General features: G+C 47.2%; 21 protein-coding genes and 1 tRNA gene. 6 read left to right on the top strand and 16 right to left on the bottom strand.

The window, feature by feature from the left end:
- Window positions 1-80: 80 nt before the first annotated feature.
- Window positions 81-824, top strand: a complete 744-nt coding sequence (locus tag IC230_RS11935; protein ID WP_191039198.1) for a shikimate dehydrogenase family protein — start codon at window positions 81-83, stop codon at window positions 822-824.
- A gap of 21 nt (window positions 825-845) precedes the next feature.
- On the opposite strand, the gene IC230_RS11930 is transcribed toward IC230_RS11935, so the two are convergent.
- From IC230_RS11930 to IC230_RS34620, 5 genes are all read right to left on the bottom strand, one after another.
- Window positions 846-1,619, bottom strand: coding sequence for a glycoside hydrolase family 25 protein (locus tag IC230_RS11930; RefSeq protein WP_191039197.1), 774 nt, complete (start codon window positions 1,617-1,619; stop codon window positions 846-848).
- Between the two features lie 111 nt (window positions 1,620-1,730).
- Window positions 1,731-1,976, bottom strand: coding sequence for a hypothetical protein (locus tag IC230_RS11925; protein ID WP_191039196.1), 246 nt, complete (start codon window positions 1,974-1,976; stop codon window positions 1,731-1,733).
- Window positions 1,977-2,119: 143 nt separating this feature from the next.
- Window positions 2,120-2,755 carry a peroxiredoxin gene (locus IC230_RS11920; protein WP_191039195.1) on the bottom strand — a complete coding sequence of 212 codons (636 nt, stop codon included), beginning with the start codon at window positions 2,753-2,755 and terminating at the stop codon, window positions 2,120-2,122.
- A gap of 137 nt (window positions 2,756-2,892) precedes the next feature.
- Window positions 2,893-3,549: a response regulator transcription factor gene (locus IC230_RS11915; RefSeq protein WP_191039326.1), complete on the bottom strand. Its 657-nt coding sequence runs from the start codon at window positions 3,547-3,549 to the stop codon at window positions 2,893-2,895.
- A 4-nt stretch (window positions 3,550-3,553) separates the two neighbouring features.
- The gene (locus tag IC230_RS34620) at window positions 3,554-5,131 is read right to left on the bottom strand and encodes a sensor histidine kinase (RefSeq protein WP_191039194.1); all 1,578 of its coding nucleotides are present in this window, start codon (window positions 5,129-5,131) and stop codon (window positions 3,554-3,556) included.
- Window positions 5,132-5,223: 92 nt separating this feature from the next.
- Here IC230_RS34620 and IC230_RS11905 point away from each other — a divergent pair, with 92 nt between their 5' ends.
- A complete protein-coding gene (locus IC230_RS11905) occupies window positions 5,224-5,721 on the top strand; it encodes a DUF3299 domain-containing protein (RefSeq protein WP_191039193.1) in 498 nt (165 codons plus the stop codon).
- 59 nt (window positions 5,722-5,780) lie between these two features.
- On the opposite strand, the gene IC230_RS11900 is transcribed toward IC230_RS11905, so the two are convergent.
- A tRNA-Ala gene (locus IC230_RS11900) sits at window positions 5,781-5,854 on the bottom strand.
- A gap of 168 nt (window positions 5,855-6,022) precedes the next feature.
- On the opposite strand from IC230_RS11900, the gene IC230_RS11895 reads away from it, so the two are divergent.
- Window positions 6,023-6,277, top strand: coding sequence for a GIY-YIG nuclease family protein (locus IC230_RS11895; RefSeq protein ID WP_191039192.1), 255 nt, complete (start codon window positions 6,023-6,025; stop codon window positions 6,275-6,277).
- 67 nt (window positions 6,278-6,344) lie between these two features.
- Here IC230_RS11895 and IC230_RS11890 read toward each other — a convergent pair whose 3' ends face one another.
- The 3 genes from IC230_RS11890 to IC230_RS11880 all read right to left on the bottom strand — a co-directional run bounded on the left by IC230_RS11890 (window position 6,345) and on the right by IC230_RS11880 (window position 9,574).
- Complete coding sequence (locus tag IC230_RS11890; RefSeq protein ID WP_223860597.1) at window positions 6,345-6,959, bottom strand: C40 family peptidase; 615 nt, start codon at window positions 6,957-6,959, stop codon at window positions 6,345-6,347.
- Between the two features lie 104 nt (window positions 6,960-7,063).
- Window positions 7,064-9,205, bottom strand: coding sequence for a Tex family protein (locus IC230_RS11885; protein ID WP_191039191.1), 2,142 nt, complete (start codon window positions 9,203-9,205; stop codon window positions 7,064-7,066).
- A 177-nt stretch (window positions 9,206-9,382) separates the two neighbouring features.
- The gene (locus IC230_RS11880) at window positions 9,383-9,574 is read right to left on the bottom strand and encodes a cold-shock protein (RefSeq protein WP_018620078.1); all 192 of its coding nucleotides are present in this window, start codon (window positions 9,572-9,574) and stop codon (window positions 9,383-9,385) included.
- A 308-nt stretch (window positions 9,575-9,882) separates the two neighbouring features.
- Here IC230_RS11880 and IC230_RS11875 point away from each other — a divergent pair, with 308 nt between their 5' ends.
- Window positions 9,883-10,674 (top strand): M23 family metallopeptidase, encoded by a 792-nt coding sequence (locus tag IC230_RS11875; protein WP_191039324.1) that lies wholly within the window; start codon window positions 9,883-9,885, stop codon window positions 10,672-10,674.
- 105 nt (window positions 10,675-10,779) lie between these two features.
- Here the strand turns inward: IC230_RS11875 and IC230_RS11870 are convergent, their stop codons facing one another.
- From IC230_RS11870 to IC230_RS11860, 3 genes are all read right to left on the bottom strand, one after another.
- The gene (locus IC230_RS11870; RefSeq protein ID WP_191039190.1) at window positions 10,780-10,989 is read right to left on the bottom strand and encodes a hypothetical protein; all 210 of its coding nucleotides are present in this window, start codon (window positions 10,987-10,989) and stop codon (window positions 10,780-10,782) included.
- 69 nt (window positions 10,990-11,058) lie between these two features.
- On the bottom strand, window positions 11,059-12,537 hold the full coding sequence (locus IC230_RS11865; RefSeq protein WP_191039189.1) for a CCA tRNA nucleotidyltransferase: 1,479 nt from the start codon (window positions 12,535-12,537) through the stop codon (window positions 11,059-11,061).
- 76 nt (window positions 12,538-12,613) lie between these two features.
- Window positions 12,614-13,183, bottom strand: a complete 570-nt coding sequence (locus tag IC230_RS11860) for an L-threonylcarbamoyladenylate synthase (protein WP_191039188.1) — start codon at window positions 13,181-13,183, stop codon at window positions 12,614-12,616.
- A 144-nt stretch (window positions 13,184-13,327) separates the two neighbouring features.
- Between IC230_RS11860 and IC230_RS11855 the strand changes: the two genes are divergently transcribed.
- On the top strand, window positions 13,328-14,446 hold the full coding sequence (locus IC230_RS11855; RefSeq protein WP_191039187.1) for an AI-2E family transporter: 1,119 nt from the start codon (window positions 13,328-13,330) through the stop codon (window positions 14,444-14,446).
- 108 nt (window positions 14,447-14,554) lie between these two features.
- On the opposite strand, the gene IC230_RS11850 is transcribed toward IC230_RS11855, so the two are convergent.
- Together IC230_RS11850 and IC230_RS11845 are read right to left on the bottom strand one after the other, a co-directional pair.
- On the bottom strand, window positions 14,555-15,277 hold the full coding sequence (locus tag IC230_RS11850; RefSeq protein ID WP_191039186.1) for a LytR/AlgR family response regulator transcription factor: 723 nt from the start codon (window positions 15,275-15,277) through the stop codon (window positions 14,555-14,557).
- Entirely contained in the window at window positions 15,274-16,461 is a 1,188-nt protein-coding gene (locus IC230_RS11845; protein WP_191039185.1) for a sensor histidine kinase, read from the bottom strand. The genes IC230_RS11850 and IC230_RS11845 overlap by 4 nt, the downstream gene beginning before the upstream one ends.
- Before the next feature lie 359 nt (window positions 16,462-16,820).
- Here IC230_RS11845 and bshB1 point away from each other — a divergent pair, with 359 nt between their 5' ends.
- Entirely contained in the window at window positions 16,821-17,540 is a 720-nt protein-coding gene (bshB1, locus tag IC230_RS11840; RefSeq protein WP_191039184.1) for a bacillithiol biosynthesis deacetylase BshB1, read from the top strand.
- Here bshB1 and IC230_RS11835 read toward each other — a convergent pair.
- Entirely contained in the window at window positions 17,523-17,915 is a 393-nt protein-coding gene (locus IC230_RS11835; protein ID WP_191039183.1) for a hypothetical protein, read from the bottom strand. The genes bshB1 and IC230_RS11835 overlap by 18 nt on opposite strands.
- 141 nt (window positions 17,916-18,056) lie before the next feature.
- Window positions 18,057-21,272, bottom strand: a complete 3,216-nt coding sequence (locus tag IC230_RS11830) for a sensor histidine kinase (protein WP_223860596.1) — start codon at window positions 21,270-21,272, stop codon at window positions 18,057-18,059.
- Window positions 21,273-21,410 lie beyond the last annotated feature (138 nt).

The following is a 21,410-nucleotide window of genomic DNA, read 5'->3' as shown; positions in this document are numbered from 1 at the left end:
ATAGGGATAGCCTGGAATTAGAAAACGGGAAGCAGACACTGGTCAAGCTTCCCGTTTTCATTCATCTCACTCATTAACTTATGACTCGCTACGGTCTTATCGGTTATCCGTTAACCCATTCGTTCTCCCAACGCTATTTCACAGAAAAATTTGTTCGGGAACGTATTACTGACAGCCGCTACGATTTGTTCGAGTTACCTGATATCACCAGCCTGCCAGACCTATTTGCGCTTCCTGGTCTGCGTGGCCTGAACGTAACGATTCCCCACAAACAAGCGGTGTTACCTTACTTAAACCGTCTGGATTCATCGGCTGAGAAAATCGGGGCAGTTAACGTCATAAAAATTGAAGCAGACGGCTCACGAACGGGTTACAATTCCGATTATTATGGATTTCGCCAATCGGTGACTGACTGGCTCGTATCACTTGATCGGACGACCGCGGGACTGAAAGCACTAGTTTTAGGAACAGGAGGAGCTTCTAAAGCGGTGACGGTTGCACTAACGGATCTGGGTATACCACACGTATACGTATCACGTACGAAGACCAATGGTGCAATAACCTACGATGAAGTAGCCGATGTTCTGGAAAAGTATCAATTAATAATTAATGCTTCCCCTGTTGGTACGTATCCACGTATCGATGAAGCCCCTACACTACCCTATCATCTACTAACAAACCATCATTTACTGTACGATCTAGTCTACAATCCAGCTGAAACAAAATTCATGCAGTTAGGTCGTCAACAAGGAACTGCCACACAAAATGGATTGAGAATGCTGGAACTACAGGCAGATAAAGCCTGGGAGATTTGGCAACAGTAGAGGACTAGCGTCTATCTGAGTTTAAAGACAGATTTCCTGCATCCGATCTTCGTTCATGACGAAGACGTTGAAGTCAACCTGGCCGCGAATACCTTTCACCCACCCGTTCTGACTGTGCTGCCACAGATAGAGTTTATCCGCATTATACCGACGAAGGTGTTTGGTCGAATAGTCAGCAATCCAGAGAGGGTACTCATCCAAATTGCCCTTAATATATCGTCGGTAGAGATTGCCATTCGTATAAATAATTGGCTGGACCTGATAATGTTTCTCAACCGTTTCAAGCCACAATCTCAGTCCATCAACGATCGTTTCATCAGATTGTCCGTTGGTTACTTCAAAGTCAACGACTGGCGCAAAATCACCCGCATTCAAATGAACATGGGCGATAAAATTGCTGGCCTGCTTCAGTGGGTCGCGGGTAGGATGATAAAAGTGGTAAGCACCTCGGCGTAGGTCTGATTTTTTAGCCTCCCGCCAGTTTTTATCAAAGTGCTTATCGGCCAACGTAGCGCCTTCGGTTGCCTTAATAAATACAAATTGTAGTCGAACCCCATCGGCTTCCATCTGCCGAACCTTAGCCCAATTGATGCGATCATTGTGCCGCGATACATCGATCCCGTGAATACTGTAACGCATAGGTAAACGAATACCGAATGCCTGTACAAATCGCCAGTCTAATTCATCAGGGCGACGCGACCTAACAACCCAAAAACCTATCAGCAGAATCAGTATTGCCGCAAACCACAGACCGTATCGCCGAAAGAGAAGTTTAGCCAGAACGCGAAATTTCATTCAGGTTATTAATTGCCAGCCCGAAATTACAGGTTTACCTTTAAATATAATGAATATGAAAAAGCCCCCTGTGTTTACAGAGGGCTCCTTATAACTTGGATTAAAGAATTCCTAATCGTGGCCTTCTAACTTAACCAGTTTATTATACAGGCCTAGCAGCAGGAAAGGGGCTGCCCATTGACCAACAAATAAGCTCCGGTCACGGTCGCCATTTGCCTGTAAATACAGAGAGACACCCATTGAACCTAAGGCAGCCCATAAAAAGATGTCAGATGGCAATTTCGCGGTTTGCTCTTCAATAGCCGTTGCAACTGGCCCTTCACTATGCTCTGGATTGTCGTTTTTATTTTTTGCCATAACGCTCAGTTGTTTAAAAGGATAATGAAGCGTTAACTGAGTGAGTAATAGTAAAGTTTAAAAGTTGTAAGGCTGTTGAAGTAACAGTGTTTTATACGCAACGCTGGCTACAACCTTACAACTTTATAACCTCAAAAACCTATTTACTTATTTGGCTGAGGAGTCGTACGCAAGTAGGGTTTTACGAACGTAACCCCCTTTGGGAATTTCGCTTCAAGTTGATCGTTCGCGACGGCAGGGGTAACTATAACGTCCTGACCCTCTTCCCAATCCGCAGGCGTAGCGACCTGATAATTGGCCGTCAATTGGAGCGAATCAATTACGCGCAGTAACTCATTAAAATTACGTCCAGTTGAAGCGGGGTATGTGAGTGTAAGTTTAACTTTTTTATCAGGTCCAATGACAAATACAGAACGTACCGTTGCCTTTTCGCTGGCGTTCGGATGAATCATATCATACAATTCAGCGATCTTACGATCAGAATCAGCAATAAGCGGGAAATTAACCTCCGATCCTGTTACGTCCTTAATGTCGGAGGTCCAGCGGTTGTGCGAATCCAGGTCGTCGACCGATACAGCGATAACTTTCACATTACGCTTACCAAACTCATCTTTCAGCAAAGCCGTTTTACCCAATTCCGTCGTGCAAACGGGTGTGAAGTCGGCAGGGTGTGAGAACAGCATTCCCCATGAATTCCCAAGCCATTCGTGAAAATGGATATGTCCCTGGGTTGTATCGGCTTCAAAATCGGGGGCAATATCTCCTAAGCGAAGTGACATAATGAACGTGGTTTAGTGTACAAAATCTATCTTGTTAATATAGTAATAGTGAGTTGTAAAACCGGTGATTAGCCGGTTTACGTAGCAAACTTAAAAAATAGCTGCTGAGTTCGCAATCACCTAAAACAATTGCTGCATTAAATAAGCTTATCCTCAACCGCTATCCTGACGAGTTCAGCAGCATTACGTACCTGCAAACGACGCATCATATTGGCTCGGTGGTTATCGACTGTCCGAACGCTGAGCTGAAGTTTTTCGGCTATTTCGCGGCTGCTCATGCCATCGACCAGAAACTGTAAAATTTCTTTTTCTTTATTTGAAAGCTTCGACTGTCGTTCACTACGTCCCTGTCGGTTCCCTTTCTTTATTTGCTGCATATAGCCGCTCAGAATGATCGAAGCCACTGGGGAGCTATAATATTTCTCGCCTGTAGCAATCGTACGGATGGCTTTGATCATTTCATCCGACGAGGAATCTTTCAGAATGTATCCATAAGCGCCAGCCTCAACCGACTTCAGAATATAATCTTCGTTGTTGTGCATGGAAAGCATCAGCACCCGCACATTTTTATACAGCCGGGTAATGATTTGCGTTGTCTGGATGCCCGACATACCCGGCAACGAGATGTCCATCAGAATCAGTTCAGGGAGTTTTTCGAGACTCGACTGGTGCGCTTTCAGCTTGTCGAGTGCTTCTTCACCATCATTGGCTTCGTCAACAATTTCTAACCCATCGGCCTGTTCTAACAGAAGCCGGATTCCGTCGCGAACGATGGAATGATCATCCACTAACATTAATTTAATAGGTGCCATGATGCGCAAAATGCGTTTGATAGGGTATCGTAACCAGTATTCGAGTGCCTTTTCCTATCATCGAATTAATTTTAAATTTACCATTAAGTAACTTAGTCCGCTCCTGTATATTATGTAACCCCTGTGAAGGAGGCCGTAATTTTATTGGTATGGATTGATCACTTTTTGTTTCTTCTTTAGGCTTCATTAACCCGCTCGTTTGTTTTTTCCTGGGCACTACAAACCCCTTTCCATCATCATTGATCTCAAGCTGTAATATGTTTCCCCGTTCTTTCAGATCGATATGAATGTGAGAAGGGTTAGCGTGTTTGACAGCATTACTAACGGCCTCCTGCGTTACTCTATACAACGTAATTTCAACGTTTTTATCTAAACGAGGCTTATCAGTAGTAAGGTTCGTTTCGAACGTAACATCTATAGTTTCGCTACGGTTGTTTTCGGCCAGCATTTTTAGCGCAGGTACGGCCCCAAAATCACTTAATACCGTAGGCATCAGGTTGTTCGATATTGTTCGGGTTTCCTGAATGGTCTGCGTAACTAAACCCTTAAGTGTTTTTAGATTTTTAGGATAAGCTATTGGGCTGTTTTGTTCGGATGCGGCCGCTTTTAGCAATCCGGCTTCCAGCCCTTCGATTTGTAATTTAATTGCCGTCAGCATCTGTCCCAGACCATCGTGCAGTTCACGCGACAGGCGTTTCCGCTCTTCCTCCTGGCCGGCTATCAGATACGATGTTCGCAGTTTCTGATCATCCATCTGTTGCTGATATTGCAGTTTCGTGGCCTCGAACAATTTTTGCCGGGTTTCTTTGAGTGACTTGTTGGCGCTTAGTAATTTCTTATTTGCAGCTGTTGTCTGACTTTCCGCTTCCACCAATTGCGCAAATGTCTGTTTTAATTTACGGGATGCTGGTCGGAAAATCAGTACGCCAATAGCAACCAGCGTCATTATCGTAGACAAATAAAGATAAAAAGCCAGCGATTGCAAGAGTGTCAACTTCGATCTCACCTCACTGTTGTACACTCGAACAATACCGTCTATTTCTTCAAGAAATGGCTTTTCATTTGCCAACAGCAATTTAAGACTGGATTGCACGTCCGGTTTACGAATCTCGTCAAAGTTTTGTAAACGCATCAGCCGACGGGCACTTTGGCGGATCGCGTCAAATTCGGGACGTATTGCCTCGTATAGTTGCTGTACTGTATCGGAATTGGTAATAACTACCTTAGGATTATCTGCACGACCCTGACGCCCTAACAAATGATACCGCTCGAAGACCGGAAAAACTTGCCGCAGATCGGCTATATTTTCTGAGAAGTCAGCTTGCTCATCGGAGTCAGCTAACTGCAACGCCTGCTTAACAATCTGTTGGCTTTGATGTCGTTGTAAAGCAGTGTATCGGGTAATCCATATTTCATCCTGAACAGCACGGAGACGCCATTGCGTTAATCCTTGCCCTATAGTTAGCAGAATAGCCAGGATAATTAGCATGGTTATGTACAATCGGGTAAACCGAACGGGAATTACCGAACCATCTTTTGTGTTATCGTTGAGTAAGTCGGACACGGTAGCGTGGTCGAAACAAGATGAGTAATGTAAAAGTAATCTTTTTCGTAATTTTACCTTAATTTCACCGATCATCAAAGCCTTCCAACGTCATGACCCGTCTGCTGACTGCTTTATTACTTATAGGATTTGTAGTTCCCGCTTTTCGTCCGGCTGTTCCGCCGACAAATCGAGTTAAACCGGGTGTATCAACTCCGGTTACTGCTGAACCAGTCAAGCTCTCATGGGAGACACTACGCGACGTTACGTTCAAGAAAAAATGGTATGCCGAAGAATCGGTTTACATGCTGTATCCCACTTTCGGCCCCAATATTCAGAAACTGAATGGCAAGCCTGTTGAGTTAACGGGTTACGTACTGCCAGTCGATCTTGAATCGAACATATACGTCTTGTCGGCTTTCCCATATAGCGCCTGTTTCTTTTGCGGGGGTGCCGGCCCTGAATCGGTCGTGTCATTGAAGTTCAAGAAGTCGGACAAGAAGTTCAAAACGGATGAACGTCGCACGTTTCGGGGAACGCTCAAATTAAACGCTGATAATATTTACGAACTCAATTACATCCTGGCCGACGCCGAGATGATTGCGCAGTAATTTGTTCATATAAAAAAGCCGAGGTTAGTACATGCTAACCTCGGCTTTTTTATGTTCTGTGGAGAATATCGGAGTCGAACCGATGACCTCTTCCATGCCATGGAAGCGCTCTAGCCAGCTGAGCTAATCCCCCATCAAACCGCTAATGTGCGTTTTGTGGGTGCAAAGATGAACAAAAATTTAAATCGTCCCAAGCCGAAGCTCTTTTTTTTTAATATACCGAACGAACGGGTCCGGTTGCTAAAGTTAAGTTTGTTTTAACTAATCAATTACGTAGTTTTGATACTATACCCGACGCCGTATGCATACCGTTTATATCATTTATAGCCCTTCAGCCGATCGTTATTTCATCGGCCAGACCAAAGACCTGAAAATCACGTTGTGGCAACATAATGCCAAAACGAACCCGGCGACTGCTGACGGAAAACCGTGGGAAGTAAAGTTCACGCAACCATTCCCCACCCGCAACGAAGCGCTGAGTCTGGAAATGAAGCTAAAGAAAAAAGACCGTGCCTACTGGGAAGAATTTATCAGCAATGCCCAAGCTACTGTTTGATCGATATACGCTTAAATGCAAAAACCGCTTCGTAGGCGGTTTTTGCATTTAAAGGGCAATTAGGTATTTAAAATGGACGTAACGCTTTCACAAAGCGTCCTTTGAAATAGTCACTATACAAATTGTCTTCCCGAACGCCCCGCGATGACGATGCGTGAATGAATCGAATATTCTGGTTACCGTTCACTTCCGTCACGATACCGGTATGCGATACGTAGCCGGCCTTGTTCTTATCAGGAACGAAGAAAATTAAATCGCCCGGAAGGATTTCAGCTACCTCAACTTCATGCCCCACTTCTGACTGTTGCCAGGAAATACGCGGCATTTTCAACCCCACGTTGCTGAAAACAGCATAGACCAGACCCGAGCAGTCAATTCCATCGGTCGTGTTGCCCCCGGATCGATAAGGCGTACCAGTATACGTACGGGCGATCTTCACCACTTCAGGTACGTAGCGGTTTTCGTACGTACGGCCATCCACCACTTTTCCCGCAGCTTTTGCCGAACTGGCTGGCGTTTTGGCCGACGAAGATGGGCGACGGGCAACGGAATGCGACGATGAAGGACGGCGACTAACTGACGGGCCTGAGGAACGTAGTGCGCTACAGGCCGAGAGTAAAGAAAGCAGTGATACACTTAGCAGTAGGGAGCGGGTGGGTCCCCAGGGTAAGCGATGTTGCATAGAACGGAAGAAAAGGTTAATATTTCAATCGATTTATCAGACGGATTGAACAACGAGTTCACGCGTTTTTGAAAACATTACGAATCGTTTGTAGTTGCAACCTATCAAATTTTCATAGATAACGCAATTCGTTTCCGTATCTTATCTACTTCCATCACCTTAACTTTTACTTTCTGGTACACTTTCACGACGGTTTTCGGATCTGATACGTAGTGATTGGCCATTTGCGAGACGTGAACCAGCCCATCCTGCTTCACGCCAATGTCCACAAAAGCCCCAAAAGCCGTAATATTCGTCACCACACCGGGCAATATCATCCCTTCGTGCAGATCATCGACCGACCGAACGCGGGCATCGTACTCAAACACCGAAAGCTGTTCGCGCGGATCACGGCCAGGCTTGGCCAGTTCGGATAAAATATCGCGGAGCGTTGGTAAGCCAACTTCGTTTGTTACGTAACGCTCGGGGCGGATTTGCTGCCGTAAATCCGGTTGCCTGATCAGGTCTGAAACGGTACTCTTTACATCAGTGGCCATCCGCTCCACAACTGCGTAACGTTCTGGATGAACGGCACTGTTATCCAGCGGATTTTTTGCGCCTTCTATTCGTAAAAAACCGGCGCACTGCTCAAAGGCCTTTGGCCCAAGACGGGGTACTTTCTTAAGTTGATCGCGAGATGTGAACGCACCATGTTCAGCACGGTAAGCCACAATATTACCAGCCAGTTGCGGCCCCAGGCCCGAGACGTAACGTAACAAATATGCACTGGCTGTATTGAGCGATACGCCAACCTGATTGACGCAACTCTCCACAACCGTATCCAGGCTGGTTTTCAAGTCCATCTGATCGACATCGTGCTGGTATTGCCCAACACCAATGGATTTTGGATCAATCTTAACCAGTTCAGCCAGTGGGTCCATTAACCGACGACCGATGCTAACCGCCCCACGAACTGTTACATCGCGGTCGGGGAATTCATCCCGCGCTACGTCTGAGGCCGAATAAATCGACGCGCCCTGTTCACTGACCATGAACACTGGTTTATTCAGGTTTAAGCTATTGATAAACTCTTCGGTTTCGCGACCAGCCGTGCCGTTTCCAATGGCAATGGCATCAATCTTGTACTGAGCGATCAGTTTCTGTACAGTCTGTGCTGCCTGTTGACGCTGGTTTTCGGACTGACTCAGGTAAAGCACCGTATCCGTGAGCAAATTTCCCTGGGCATCGATGCAGACGGTTTTACAGCCCGTTCGGTAGCCCGGATCAATGGCCAGTACGCGCTGCTGGCCAAGTGGCGGACTGAGCAGAAGCTGGCGCAGGTTATCGGCAAAAATCTGAATGGCTTCCCGGTCAGCTTTTTCTTTTGACGTATTCGCGAACTCTGTTTCGAGTGATGGTTTAAGCAGGCGTTTGTAGCCGTCCCGGATCGCCAGCGACACCTGTTCTTTACAGACAGCTGTACCCGATCGTTCAGCAACAAACTGCCGCTCAAGCCGCTCAATGGCAGCCTCTTCATCAGGACCGACACTAACAGCCAGGAATCCTTCTGCTTCGCCCCGACGTAACGCCAGGAGCCGGTGTGAGGGTACGCGACGAAGTGGCTCAGCAAAATCGAAGTAGTCCTTGAATTTTACGCCTTCGATATCCTTTCCTTTTTTGACAACCGACCGAATAATAGCTTCGCGCTCAAACAGATTCCGAATCCGTTGCCGCGCATCGGTATCTTCACTAAACCGCTCAGCCAGAATATCACGAGCACCCTGTAAAGCATCACTAACGGTCGGCACAGCATCCGACAAATAACGCTGGGCGATTCGTTCGATAGTCGGTTCGCGCTGAGCAATCAATACATTAGCCAGCGGTTCCAGTCCCCGTTCAATAGCCAGCGTAGCGCGGGTTTTACGTTTCTGTTTATAAGGTAAATAAAGATCTTCAAGATCGGTGAGTGAGTCGGTAGCGTCAATTTTTCGCCGGAGTTCAGGCGTTAATTTCCCCTGTTCGTCAATAGATTTTAAAATGGCATCCCGACGCTTGTCGAGTTCAAGTAATTTTTGATACGTATCCTTGATCTGGCTGATTTGCACCTCATCGAGCGGGCCATGGTCGGCCGATGCAGTGGCTTCTTTGCGATAACGAGCAATAAACGGAACGGTAGCTCCTCCGTTCAGTAATTCGATGGTTGCCGCAACAGACTTCGCATTCAAGCCAAGCCGAGCGGCAACGCGTTGTTCAAACGATTGGGTCATTCAGGGGCATTGATTAAGGTAGCGTGGACTTCAGTCCGCATAGCCGTGAGGCTAAAAAAACATAGCTACAACTAAGCCTCACGGCTACGCGGACTGAAGTCCACGCTACCTGGATAGGGCAAAAAAAAACATGCCAGCTGGCATGTTTTTTACAACGGGTGTCTTTATATCTTACAATTAAGCTATTTCGACGTTCACGGCATTTAAGCCTTTTTTACCGCGTTCGACATTAAACTTCACTTTGTCGTTTTCACGGATTTGGTCGATGAGACCGGAAGCGTGTACAAAAATGTCTTCGCCACCTTCATCTGGTTTAATGAAGCCAAACCCTTTGGTTTCATTAAAGAATTTTACAGTTCCTGTTTGCATTGCTTGGTTTAAATTTGGGCGAAGAACGACACAATAAAATTCATTTCCAAATGTATTGACAATTTTTACCCATTAATTGGCGTTTTCGCGAGCAAAATTTGCTAAAAAGCGTAAATACATGCTTGCAACGCCTTTTTTATCCGAAAAAAGTAGACAGGATCGACCTGTTTTATCACCGCCGGTCAGTGAGGCTATTAGTATCAATTACGCCTATGAATTTGTAGATGCGGACAAGCATCTCCCTACTTTCCGTATTTTTGGGCACTTAACTGAATTGACGAGTAGTGAAGATTGATATAACTTCGTTCATGCGCGTAGCGGGAATTGTGGGGGCATTACTAATTGGAGGGCTAAATGTGGCATCGTCGCAGGTAAACATCAGTAACGCTGACGAACCTTCTTTGTACAGCTACTGCCAGCGATTTCAAACGCTGTATACCCAGATTCGCGTTCAGAGCGTAACGCCCGACTCGGCCCGAAAGGAGTTTAGCCGAATCATGAACGAACTACAGACGCGATTCCGAAGTAGCGAAACGTATCATCAGGATTCACTCCAGCGCGACAGTCTCCAACGAACGGGACATTATTTCACCTTTCCAATACGGGGCTACACAACCAGTGCCATTGGCGGTACACACGGTGAAGGCTATCGGGGCACTGGATTTGATCTGTTCGATTATAACGTACGGGGCAGTCATCCCGCACAGGACATTTTCATCCGCGACCGTAACCAGGACAATGTTGATGACCTCACCGGCAAACCCGTCGATATACTGGCTATGAGTTCGGGATTGGTACTGGCGATCGAAACAGCCTGGAAGCCTGGTTCTGAATACCGGGGAGGCAACTGGATATGGGTCTACGACCCGATTATGAACGGTTTATTTTACTACGCTCACAATAGTCAGGTCGACGTAACGCCGGGACAATGGGTTCAGACGGGTCAGAAGATCGCTGAAATGGGACGTAGTGGTTTTAACGCCTACAAAGCGCGTTCACCAACCCATTTGCATCTGATGTACCTGCAAATCCAACCAGATGGTCTTCCCCTACCCCTCAATACCTACACCTGGTTGCTGAAGGCCAAGCTATCTAAATAACTATAGCCTGGCCGGGCTGGCGTACCAGCGGCTACGTCCGGGTGTAGAAAAATTTTTACCTGGACGTGGCCGCTGGTACGCCAGCCCGGCCAGGCTACACGTCACTTACGATTCTCTTACCAGATTGACGCCCGTAACGAGGAAAATCATACCGACAATAAAAGGAGCAGCCGATTCAGCCTTCGATATGCTCATACCTAAAACGGTTTTTCCATCCGATAGAAAAGCAACCAGAGCAAATAATACAACAACTACACCGATAATGGTGAGAGATGCGCCGAAAAAGCGCCGAAAATTGGTACTGTTATTATCCATACGATTAAGTTAGTGAAGAATGTAGAATGATGAGTGAAGAATAAATAGGCTTTGTTTATTCTTCACTCATCATTCTACATTCTTCACTGTTTTCAAACCGCGTTTGCGGCCTTCTTCCAGTAAAAATGGGTAAGCTTTATCAAATGAATTTGGGACAATCCCATCCAGAATAGCTTCCCGCAAAACAGTTTTCAGCTCACCCACTTCTTTCGAAGGCGGCAAACCAAAGGTCTCCATAATTAACTCACCTGTGATAACCGGCTGAAAATTACGGAGTTTATCCCGTTCTTCCAGATCGTGTAATTTACGCTCGACCTTGTCGAAGTTACGAAGGTGTTTCTGCACCCGCTCGTAATTTTTCGACGTAATGTCGGCACGGCAAAGCGCCATTAAGCCTTCCAGGTCATCTCCAGCGTCAAACAACAGACGTCGCAGCGCAGAATCCGTGATTTGTTCTTTGGTGAGCGCAATAGGTCGCAGATGAAGCCGAACGAGTTTCTGAACGAATCGCATGTGTTCATTGAGCGGCAGTTTCATGGTACGGAAAATACCCGGCACCCAGCGGGCGCCTAAATCTTCGTGTCCGTGAAACGTCCAGCCAACTTTCGGATCGAAACGTTTCGTAGCGGGTTTGGCAATGTCGTGCAGCAAAGCTGACCAACGTAACCAGAGTTCGTTTTCCGGATCGGTATCATCTTTTTTCGCCCGATTGGCAATGTTGTCGAGTACCTGGAGGGTATGATAAAAATTATCCTTGTGGCCTTTCCCTTCGATGGTTTCGACGCCTTTCAGCGCAACAAGCTCAGGAAAAATTCGCTCCAGCAAACCGGCATGGTACAGCAGCTTAAACCCATACGAAGGCGTCGGCGACAAGATAATTTTGTTCAGCTCGTCGGTAACACGCTCGCGCGAAACAATCGTGATCCGTTCATTCATCCTGACAATAGCGTCAAACGTATCGGGCTCGATGTCGAAACCCAACTGCGAGGCAAACCGAATAGCCCGCATCATACGTAGTGGATCATCGGAAAACGTAATGTCGGGACCGCCCTGAATTTGATTAAGTGGTGTACGGATGATCCTACGTTTGATATCTTTCAATCCGTCGAACGGATCGAGCAGTTCACCAAAATCCGCAGCGTTGAGACTAATGCCCATGGCATTAATCGTAAAATCCCGGCGGTTCTGATCGTCTTCGAGCGTACCATCTTCTACAATCGGTTTCCGTGACTCGCTTCGGTACGATTCTTTGCGGGCTCCCACAAATTCAACTTCCCATTCCTGATCGGCACCTGGCTGAGTAGTCCGCAGCATGGCTGTACCGAAATTCGGAAATATCGCTACGTTGGTCTGCAACGTTTTGCCAACCGCTTCGGCTAATGCAATACCGCTTCCGATGCATACAATATCAATATCCTTCGACGGACGACCCAGCACCAGATCACGTACGAATCCGCCAATCACGTAGGATTGCACACCTAGCGCGTCGGCCTGGCGGGCGATGGTACTGAAAATCGGGTTTTTATGTAATATCTCGTTGAAATTCATTGGGCAAGCGATGGGCAGTAGTCGTTAGTTGGTCTACGTAGTTTTTACTGGAGACCATCGACTGTCGACCACCGACTTATTTTCTAATAAAACTAACCTCTCCCTTGGTTCCCAACCGCATAATGCGGGGGCGTTTGGGCATACCCGGCAACGCGCCAAATCGATTCGTAATGATAGCTTCAGCCGCAGTTGGCAAGGATAGTGACTCGAACGGAACGGTCAACAGACCACGCCCAAAACTACCGATCAGTCGTTGCACTTCAGGATTTAATGTACGTCGAATGGCCAAATCTCCAGCGGCTTGTGTTGCGTTACGATCCACTTCCGACGTAGCGGCTGACTGCCACAAAACCATCGACACGTTTTTGCCCTGTTCATAGATAACCGTTAGCGGATTTTCGGCAAACTCAACCAGATCGTAGGCTATATCCGGCATTTTCGCTACGTATAAAGCTAACTGATCGGGATTTTGAATGAGCACGGTGGGCTGCAAACCATTGGGCATAACCGATACTAACGTAAGCAATTGAGTAACGGTCGCATCGTTAACGGGATCGGCAGCTACCGACCAGCCTGTTTCATCGGCGATAGCCATTAGTTGGCCCTGCCGGAGCTGGTAAGCAATATCACGGATACTTGAAGTCATATTCATCGAACCACAAAAATACGGCAAGTTTGACGAAACCCAGTATCCACACAGAAGATGGTTTGACGTAGTAACGTGATAAACAAAAATGGGCATAACGTGTTGAGTACGCGATTAGCTCCCTAATTTATCCCGTTGATTTCTATGGCATCTGATTATACACGCCCTCATTATCATCAGTTTTCGCATTCACTACTGGCTCTAGCGCTATTGGCCACTGGTATTTATTTAGGTCAGGATATTCTGGTACCGCTGGCCATGTCGGGGCTGATTGCCGTTTTATTACGTCCCATCGAAAACCGGCTCATTCGACTAGGTATGCATAAGGTGATTGCGATTAGCCTGGCGCTATTACTAGCTATTGTTATTGTAGCAGGTCTGGCCGTTCTGTTGTCGATGCAACTATCTGACTTTGCGGACGATATGCCTAAAATCCGGCAGAACATAAGCGATTCGTTCGGGAAGGTTCGGCGGTGGATTCGAAGCGAGTACAACGTCAGCTATCGCCAGCAGGAACAATACATCGAGAAAGCGCGGGCGCAAACCATGGAAACGCTACAAAGTCCTAGCACACTCGGCTTCATTACGGGACCGCTCGGTACGCTGACTCTAGTGCCGATCTATATTTTTTTGTTGCTCTACTACCGCACCATGCTGCTCCATTTTGTTGTGGTGCTGTTTGCTGAAAAGCACACCGACCGGGTACGCGAAGTACTGAGCGAAGTGAAAGGGGTTATTCAGAGTTATATGGTCGGATTACTTATTGAAACGGCCTGCGTAGCGGCTCTCAACTCCATTGGACTATTGATTCTCAACGTTCAATACGCTATCCTACTCGGTGTTATGGCCGCCATTCTTAACCTGATTCCGTACATTGGGGGCCTGGTCGCTACCGCCCTGACCGTTCTGGTTACGTTCAGCAATAACCCGGAATTATCCGTCATTCTGGGCGTTGTTGGTATCTTTCTGCTGGTGCAATTCATCGACAACAACGTACTGGTGCCGCTCGTTGTGGCGTCGAAGGTTAAGGTTAATGCCCTTGTATCGATCGTAGGCGTCCTGATCGGTGGCGCTTTAGCGGGCGTGTCCGGAATGTTCCTATCGATTCCGGCCATCGCCATTATGAAAGTGATTTTCGACCGCGTCGACAGCCTGCGTCCGTGGGGCGTTCTGCTGGGTGATCAAACCCCGGAAGAAGCGGGCAGCAATTTATTTCGCCTGCCTAAACGCCGAAAAAAAGCCGTGATTGTGGAAGTCAAGTAGGCAAACTTATATGGTTTCAGAGACCTTATGAAGCTGTTTGAGTTAGCAAGTATATGGGTTGCCGTGAGGTCGGATTTAAGAATCCGACCTCACTTGTTCAAACAACTGCTACGTAGCAAAACGTTTGAAAAACTCGTCTTCGTAACTAGCGCCGATGGGTATTTCCTGACTGGCAACCAGCACACTTTTATTCCTGATCGCGTCAATACGACTGACCGGAACGATAAAGGATCGGTGCACGCGAATGAAGCCCTCGCCTTTATCATCGGTCTCGGCTAATTTTTGCAGGATCGCTTTCATAGTCATCCGTGTCACAATCGGTTTGTTGGTCTGAATATGGATTTTCAAATAATCATCCAGCCCTTCAATGTATAAAATATCGGCGAGATCAATCTTGTATAATCGGTAATCGGCTCGTATATAGATGTACGTGGGCTTCGTCTGTGCAGGAGTGTGCAGAAACCGGTAATAATCGGCCGCCCGGTTGGCAGCCTGCAAAAAGCGCTCGAAGGTAAATGGCTTTAGCAGATAGTCGACCGCATTCAGATTGAACCCTTCTACAGCATGTTCAGCATGGGCCGTCGTGAAAATAACCATTTGATTCTCTGTCAGGGCCTGTTGCGCGACTGTTTTATAGAAATCAATCCCCGACATCGACGGCATGTTAATATCCAGGAATAATAAATCGACTGGAAATTGCTCCAGATACGTCAAGGCCTGATCCGTTCTGAAAAACGTTTTTTGCAGATCAATAAAATCGATCTGTTCACAAAAGCGAGTGATCACACGTAACGCAAGCGGTTCGTCGTCTAAGGCAATGGCTCGGATCATGAGAGAGTCAGGAATAGGTCAACCGTAAAATCGTCGGACCGGTCGTTAATAACCAGCCGATGTCGGTTCGGATATAACAAATGTAACCGGGCTTTGGTATTCTTCAGACCGATCCCGCTGCCCGCCGTTTGCAGACTTTGCGTTACGTGCACTTTTCGATTGAATACCCGACAATGCAATTCGTCCTCCTGAATCGCAATCGCAATCCTAATGACGGAATCTTCCTGCGGATTAACGCCGTACTTAAACGCATTTTCAATAAACGAGATAAGAATAAGTGGAGCAATCGACTTGCCCTGCGCGCTTCCCTCCGTGGTAAACGAAAGCTGAACCGTATCAGCTAAACGCAGTTGTTGTAAAGCAATGTAATGGCCAATGTATTCCAGTTCTTTGAGCAAAGAAACTCGTTCTTCCTGGGTTTCTTTGGTGATATACCGCAAAAATGACGAGAGTTCGATAATAGCGTCGGCCGTATGAGCCGATTGATCGATGGCCAGCGAGTAAATGCTGTTGAGCGTATTGAACAGAAAATGCGGATTAATCTGGGCTTTCAGGTACGACAATTCCGTCTGTAGTTTTTCGCGTTCGGTTTCCCGCAGCCGGTCGTTGGTACGTAGCATCAACGACAGTAAGAAACTGAGCGCAAACAGAAAAAACGTCTGACTTGATTCAATCGGAAAACCTATCTGTTCAGGACCCACCCCGGGTGGGCCAGGCGGTCGATCTAACGGCATCTGATCATCAGGCCGAAGAGAATTACCATCTCGTGACTCCGGTGGTGGCACGGGTCTCCGCAAGAACGAAGGAGGTGGTTCACCCGGATCTGGTCGGGGAGACGCATCAAATCGCCGATTTTCGGGTGAATCATTGTTTACGCCCCCTGGCGACCCTCCCCGCTGATTGATTTCAACTAACAGAAATTGAATGAGTAAAAATGAACCGATTACGCTAAAGGCATAAGGTACATACTTTTTGGGAAAGAACAGTTTGGGAATCAGTCCGTAATAGTTGGCGTAAAAGAATCCGATTGTTAGCAGATACGATAGTAGATTCCGCTGCTCATGCGGATTGTAGCTTACCTCCGCCAGTTTGGAAAACCCACCCGACGTGAAAAAATAAGGCAGTGCCAGAAAGGCCAGCCCACCCACGACATGAATGAGAATACGTAATGATCGGCTCTGCATAAACGCTACGTTAATCGTGCCGAAAGTTCAACACTTTCGATAAGTTCTCAGAAGAATCGACTCGCTATTCACCGACAAATCTGCTGTGTTTACCTACAAATCGACCTTTATGTTTGACGATAACTTTTTGTCAGGAACGTACCGTTGAGTATGAGTTTAAGGCGGGCATTCTGAAAGCTGAACTAGCGGTTCGCTTTGTACTAACTCAAAATGAGTCGATTAATTTATAAAAAAGAATTAGCAGCGGATCGTTCACGAATGAAACTATACTTTCCCGGAACAAATCGGGGCAACCGTTGATTAGTTATGTGCTGAGCGATGGTATTTATAGTAGCTTCAGCTTACATCTCCACAAACATATGACTGCTGACGTATTGGCCATTGCGGCCCACCCCGATGACATTGAAATGACTTGCGCCGGTACCGTTCTCTCGCTGATCGCTCAGGGGAAAACCGTAGCCGGAGTTGACCTGACCCGGGGCGAACTCGGTACCCGTGGAACGCCCGAAATTCGGGAACAGGAAGCCGCTGAAGGCGCCCGGATCATGAAGTTAATCGCCCGTGAGAATATGGGGTTTCGTGATGGTTTTTTCCGGAATGATGAAGAACATCAGTTGGCGCTTATTCCGCTTATTCGACAGTATAAGCCTCAGATAGTCTTGACAAACACCCCTGATGATCGCCATCCCGATCATGGTCGTGCGGCTCAGCTTGTGATCGATGCCTGCTTTTATTCAGGACTGCGGCAAATAAAAACCGTTGGTAAAGATGGACAACCGCAGGAAGCACACCGACCAATTTACGTTTATCATTTCATTCAGGACCGATCGCTGAAGCCCGATTTCGTGGTAGACGTAACGCCTTACTGGAACCAGAAACTCGAAGCGATCAAAGCCTACAAAAGCCAGTTTTTCAATCCGGAAAGCAGCGAGCCCCAGAGTTATATTTCAGGCGAACCCTTCATGAAGTTTCTGGAATCCCGTACCCGTGAGCATGGCCATATGATCGGCGTGGAATTTGGCGAAGGATTCATCAGCAGACGCATGCTGGGCGTTACGGATTTATTTGCTCTGATCTGATTCGAGAGCAGCCACTTGTGCTTGCTCGAAGAAACCATCTTTTATCATATACGGTAGCGCAACGCCCATACCGATTCCGAAGATAACCCAGACGGTGAGTAGTACTTGCTTACTGTGCTGATTGATCAATTGAACCAGCGGCAAATGGGAATTTCCAATCTTGTATTGAGCAACCAGAAACCCTTTCAACAAAACAGGCACCAGCGACGCTACACCCAACAAAAACAGGCCGAACACTACGTATGGTCCCATCTTTCTCCAGAATTGGCTGTTAATTCCACCCGGAATGATTACGTTGCCAATGAGGCCGATCAGAACAAATACAACAACAATACCCAGCAAAAGCCAGTAGTATGGTTTTAGATTGAGATGCATAGTATTCCGAACTGAATTAGCCAGATGATTTGATCGTCACAAAAGTGGTGAATTCATTAAGGCATGAATAGTTAAAATCAACAACTGGACGTATCGAACTAACAACGAGTAAGCGCTGATCTATAACCTGCTGAATCAGCATCACTGATTGATAAAGGGTAACTGAATAATGACGCGGGTGCCGGTCGGTTGCTGCTGATCATCGTATTTATCAATAATCGTAACGCCAGCGACCTGACCACTACGTTGGCCAATTAATTGCAGGCGGTCTTCGGTCACGCGCAGACCCACGCTTTGGTGTGTGGTGGATTGTTTCTTGAGTGTCTGAGCGCGTACTCGCCCTACCCCATTGTCATTGACGGTACAGTTTAAATGATCGGCCTTGTGTTCAATGCTTACCCGAATGCAGCCTTTACTTTGCTTATGAGCCATACCGTGCAGGATAGCGTTCTCAATATACGGCTGAATGATCATTGGGGGGATTGTTGTTCGATCAAGGGATATGGCCGGGTCGGTCGTTACTGAAAAATCAAACAGATCATCGAAACGCAACTGTTCCAGTTCTAAATACAGCGTCAGTTGTTCCAGTTCGCTGGTCAACGTCACCCACTCATGCCGTGAGTTGTCCAGAATCAATCGCATCAGCCGGGCAAACTTAACGAGGTATTTATCGGCATTGTCGCTGTCATTTTGCAGGACAAATAAGCGAATCGCATTCAATGAGTTATACAGAAAATGCGGGTTCATCTGCGAACGTAGTGCTTTCATTTCCGAAGCCGCGATACGTTCGCGCAGCTCGCTTTTTTCGCGTTGTTGGTTCGTCCGTTGCTTCTCACGCCAGCGGGCTATGTAGCCTGTCAGAGCCAATAGAACGACCAGGCTAATTATTCTGAACCACCAGGTTTGCCAGAACGGAGCCAGAATCGTTATAGGCAATCGGTAACCCGTTCGATTCCAGACGCCATCGTTATTAGAAGCAACAATGTGTAGTACGTAGTCGCCAGGAGGTACGTTCGTGTAGCTGGCAAATGCCCGATTACCGTTCTGATTCCAGGCCTCATCAAAACCTTCTAACTGATACGCATATTGATTATCAGCGGGGTTATCATAATTTAAAGCCGCCATCTCAAACGTAAAGAGATTATGCGTGTGCTTTAGTACAAAGTTAGGCGAGGCAGCCAGCGGACTCTTTAGTAATTCCTGTCCATTTACCCGAAACGAAGTCAGGTAAACTGGCGGTACGTAGCGATTCTGCCGAATCTGCTTTGGCTCGGTATAGACCAACCCACGCATCGCTCCGAAATACAGCCGCCCGGTTGAGTCCTGAGCTACCGAAGCCGATTCGAATTCGGACGGTGAAGTGCCATCCGTTTCGTCGAAAACCGTTATTCGAAATTGTTGTATATCAATACTGGCCAGACCCTGGCTGGTACTTACCCAGAGCGTGTCACCAATCGTCGTGATGGCCGAAATATCATTATGCGGTAAGCCGTGTCGGGTAGTAAAAACCCGAAATTTGCCGTTTTTTTGATTGAGGAGCGCCAGGCCGTTGTCCGTACTTACCCACATTCGCCCAAACCGATCTTGTGCAAACCCAGTCACACCATCGTCGGGTAAACTTTGCAGGTCATCGGTATGCGTGTGTTGTGCCAGCAATCGCAAATCAGGACTAAACTTATAAATTGGTCCTAGTCCGCCCACCCACAGGTTCTGGTGACGGTCGATATACAGCATGTTGTAGTTCTTACCAGGCAATTTTCGAATGCGATCGTCATTAAACTGATGTGCAAACCGACCCGTTTTGGGGTCATAAACCGTTAGCTTTTCGTTCGTACCGATCAAAATTTTTCCATCGGGCGTCGGCGTCAGCTCAAACACCTGATTACCAGCAATCGCTTTATCCAACTGCCAGCGACCGTCCGATTTTGTCATGTCGTCATTAACAGATGACACAGACGGTACGTGCTCGATACGCCCAGTTTTTGGGTCCATCCAGTTCAAGCCGGCGATAGTGCCTATCCATACTCGGTTGGTCTTGTCAACCAGAACTGAATACGTGTGATCATTATCCAAACTATGCGGATTTTTCGGATCGTGTCGATACTGTCGATATGACCTGGTTTTCGGATCAAGGTGAACTAACCCCTCGCGGGTAGCCAGCCAGAGGGTGTTATCCTGGTTAACCCAGATTGACCCTACATCAAATCCCAGCGTTGTCGCTGGCTGATAATTCACTTCGTCAAAAATCGAGCGAAACTTATTGACCGTAGGGTTAAACCAGCAAACACCTGCGTCATCCGTTACGATCCAGATAACACCCGCCCGGTCCTCCATCAGCGCACTGACGGAGTTCGATACCAAACTGCGTGGGTTATTTTCATTGTTAACGTAACGAACAAACCGCTGTTTTCCAGCATCATACCAAAGAATGCCCCCTCCGTTTATCCCTACCCACAGATCGCCCGTACGCGTGAACAGGAAAGACATAACGGCCTGATCAACGCCCAGTTGTGGCATGGATTGGAACCGATTCGTTTGCGGATTTAATCTGACCGATTTCCCCGAATTAGTACCCACCAGAATCTCACCAGTTTGGGGATGTCGGGCCAATGCCGTTACGTAGTCATCGGGCAAAGACGCGGTATCTAACGTATCGTGCTGGAACGTGCGCACTTGCTTCGTACGCGTATCATAAGCGAACAGGCCACCCTGGGTTCCAATCCAGAGCATACGACCGTCGACTAATAGCCGACGAATGGCTTTAACCGATGAGGCTGATGCTTTTCCCACTGGCAATGATAATAGAGTTGCCTTACCCGTTGCTGGCTCGAACCTCACCACGCCACCCCGCGTACTCAGCCACAAAGTTCCGTCATCACTTTCGGTAATTCGGCGAATAAGGTTGCAGTCGGCCCCTAACGCAGGAAATAAATAACGCTGAAACGATTGTGTAGTGGGTTCATACCGATTGATTCCCTCCTGTGTGCCTACCCAAAGCGTACCGTTTTTACTGGTGATAACGCTACGTACCACACGATGTGACAATGAATGGGGATTGCCTGGCTGTCGGGAGAAATTCAGGCAGCGAACACCGTCAAAACGGGTCAGCCCATTTACTGTGGCGATCCACATAAATCCGGCGGTATCCTGCGTAATGGCAACCCCAAAATTAGCGGCCAGCCCCTGCTGTAATGTCAGACGTTGAAACGAGACCGTAGGGGCCTGGGCCTGTACCGATTGCCAATAAATTACACCGGTTATAAGCAGCCACAACAGCCTGTATTGCCCGCTCATCGTTCTCCTGAAATCAGGTTTGCTGACGGTTGATTTACTAGCGCGGATCGGAATACGCGTCATATTGAATTAGTCGGGAATAAGGCTATCTATGCGGATTAAAGGTAGCTGGTAAAGTAAGCTGGTTAGTGCCATGATTTAGCTCTGACTCTATCTAAAACCAGATTTAATAGACTTGTTGTCTAAACAGATACCTGATCT

The sequence above is a fragment of the Spirosoma validum genome (assembly GCF_014699035.1).
Lineage (GTDB): Bacteria > Bacteroidota > Bacteroidia > Cytophagales > Spirosomataceae > Spirosoma > Spirosoma validum.
Note: the sequence above shows the minus strand (reverse complement) of the source record. Positions and strands in the feature narration are given on the sequence as shown.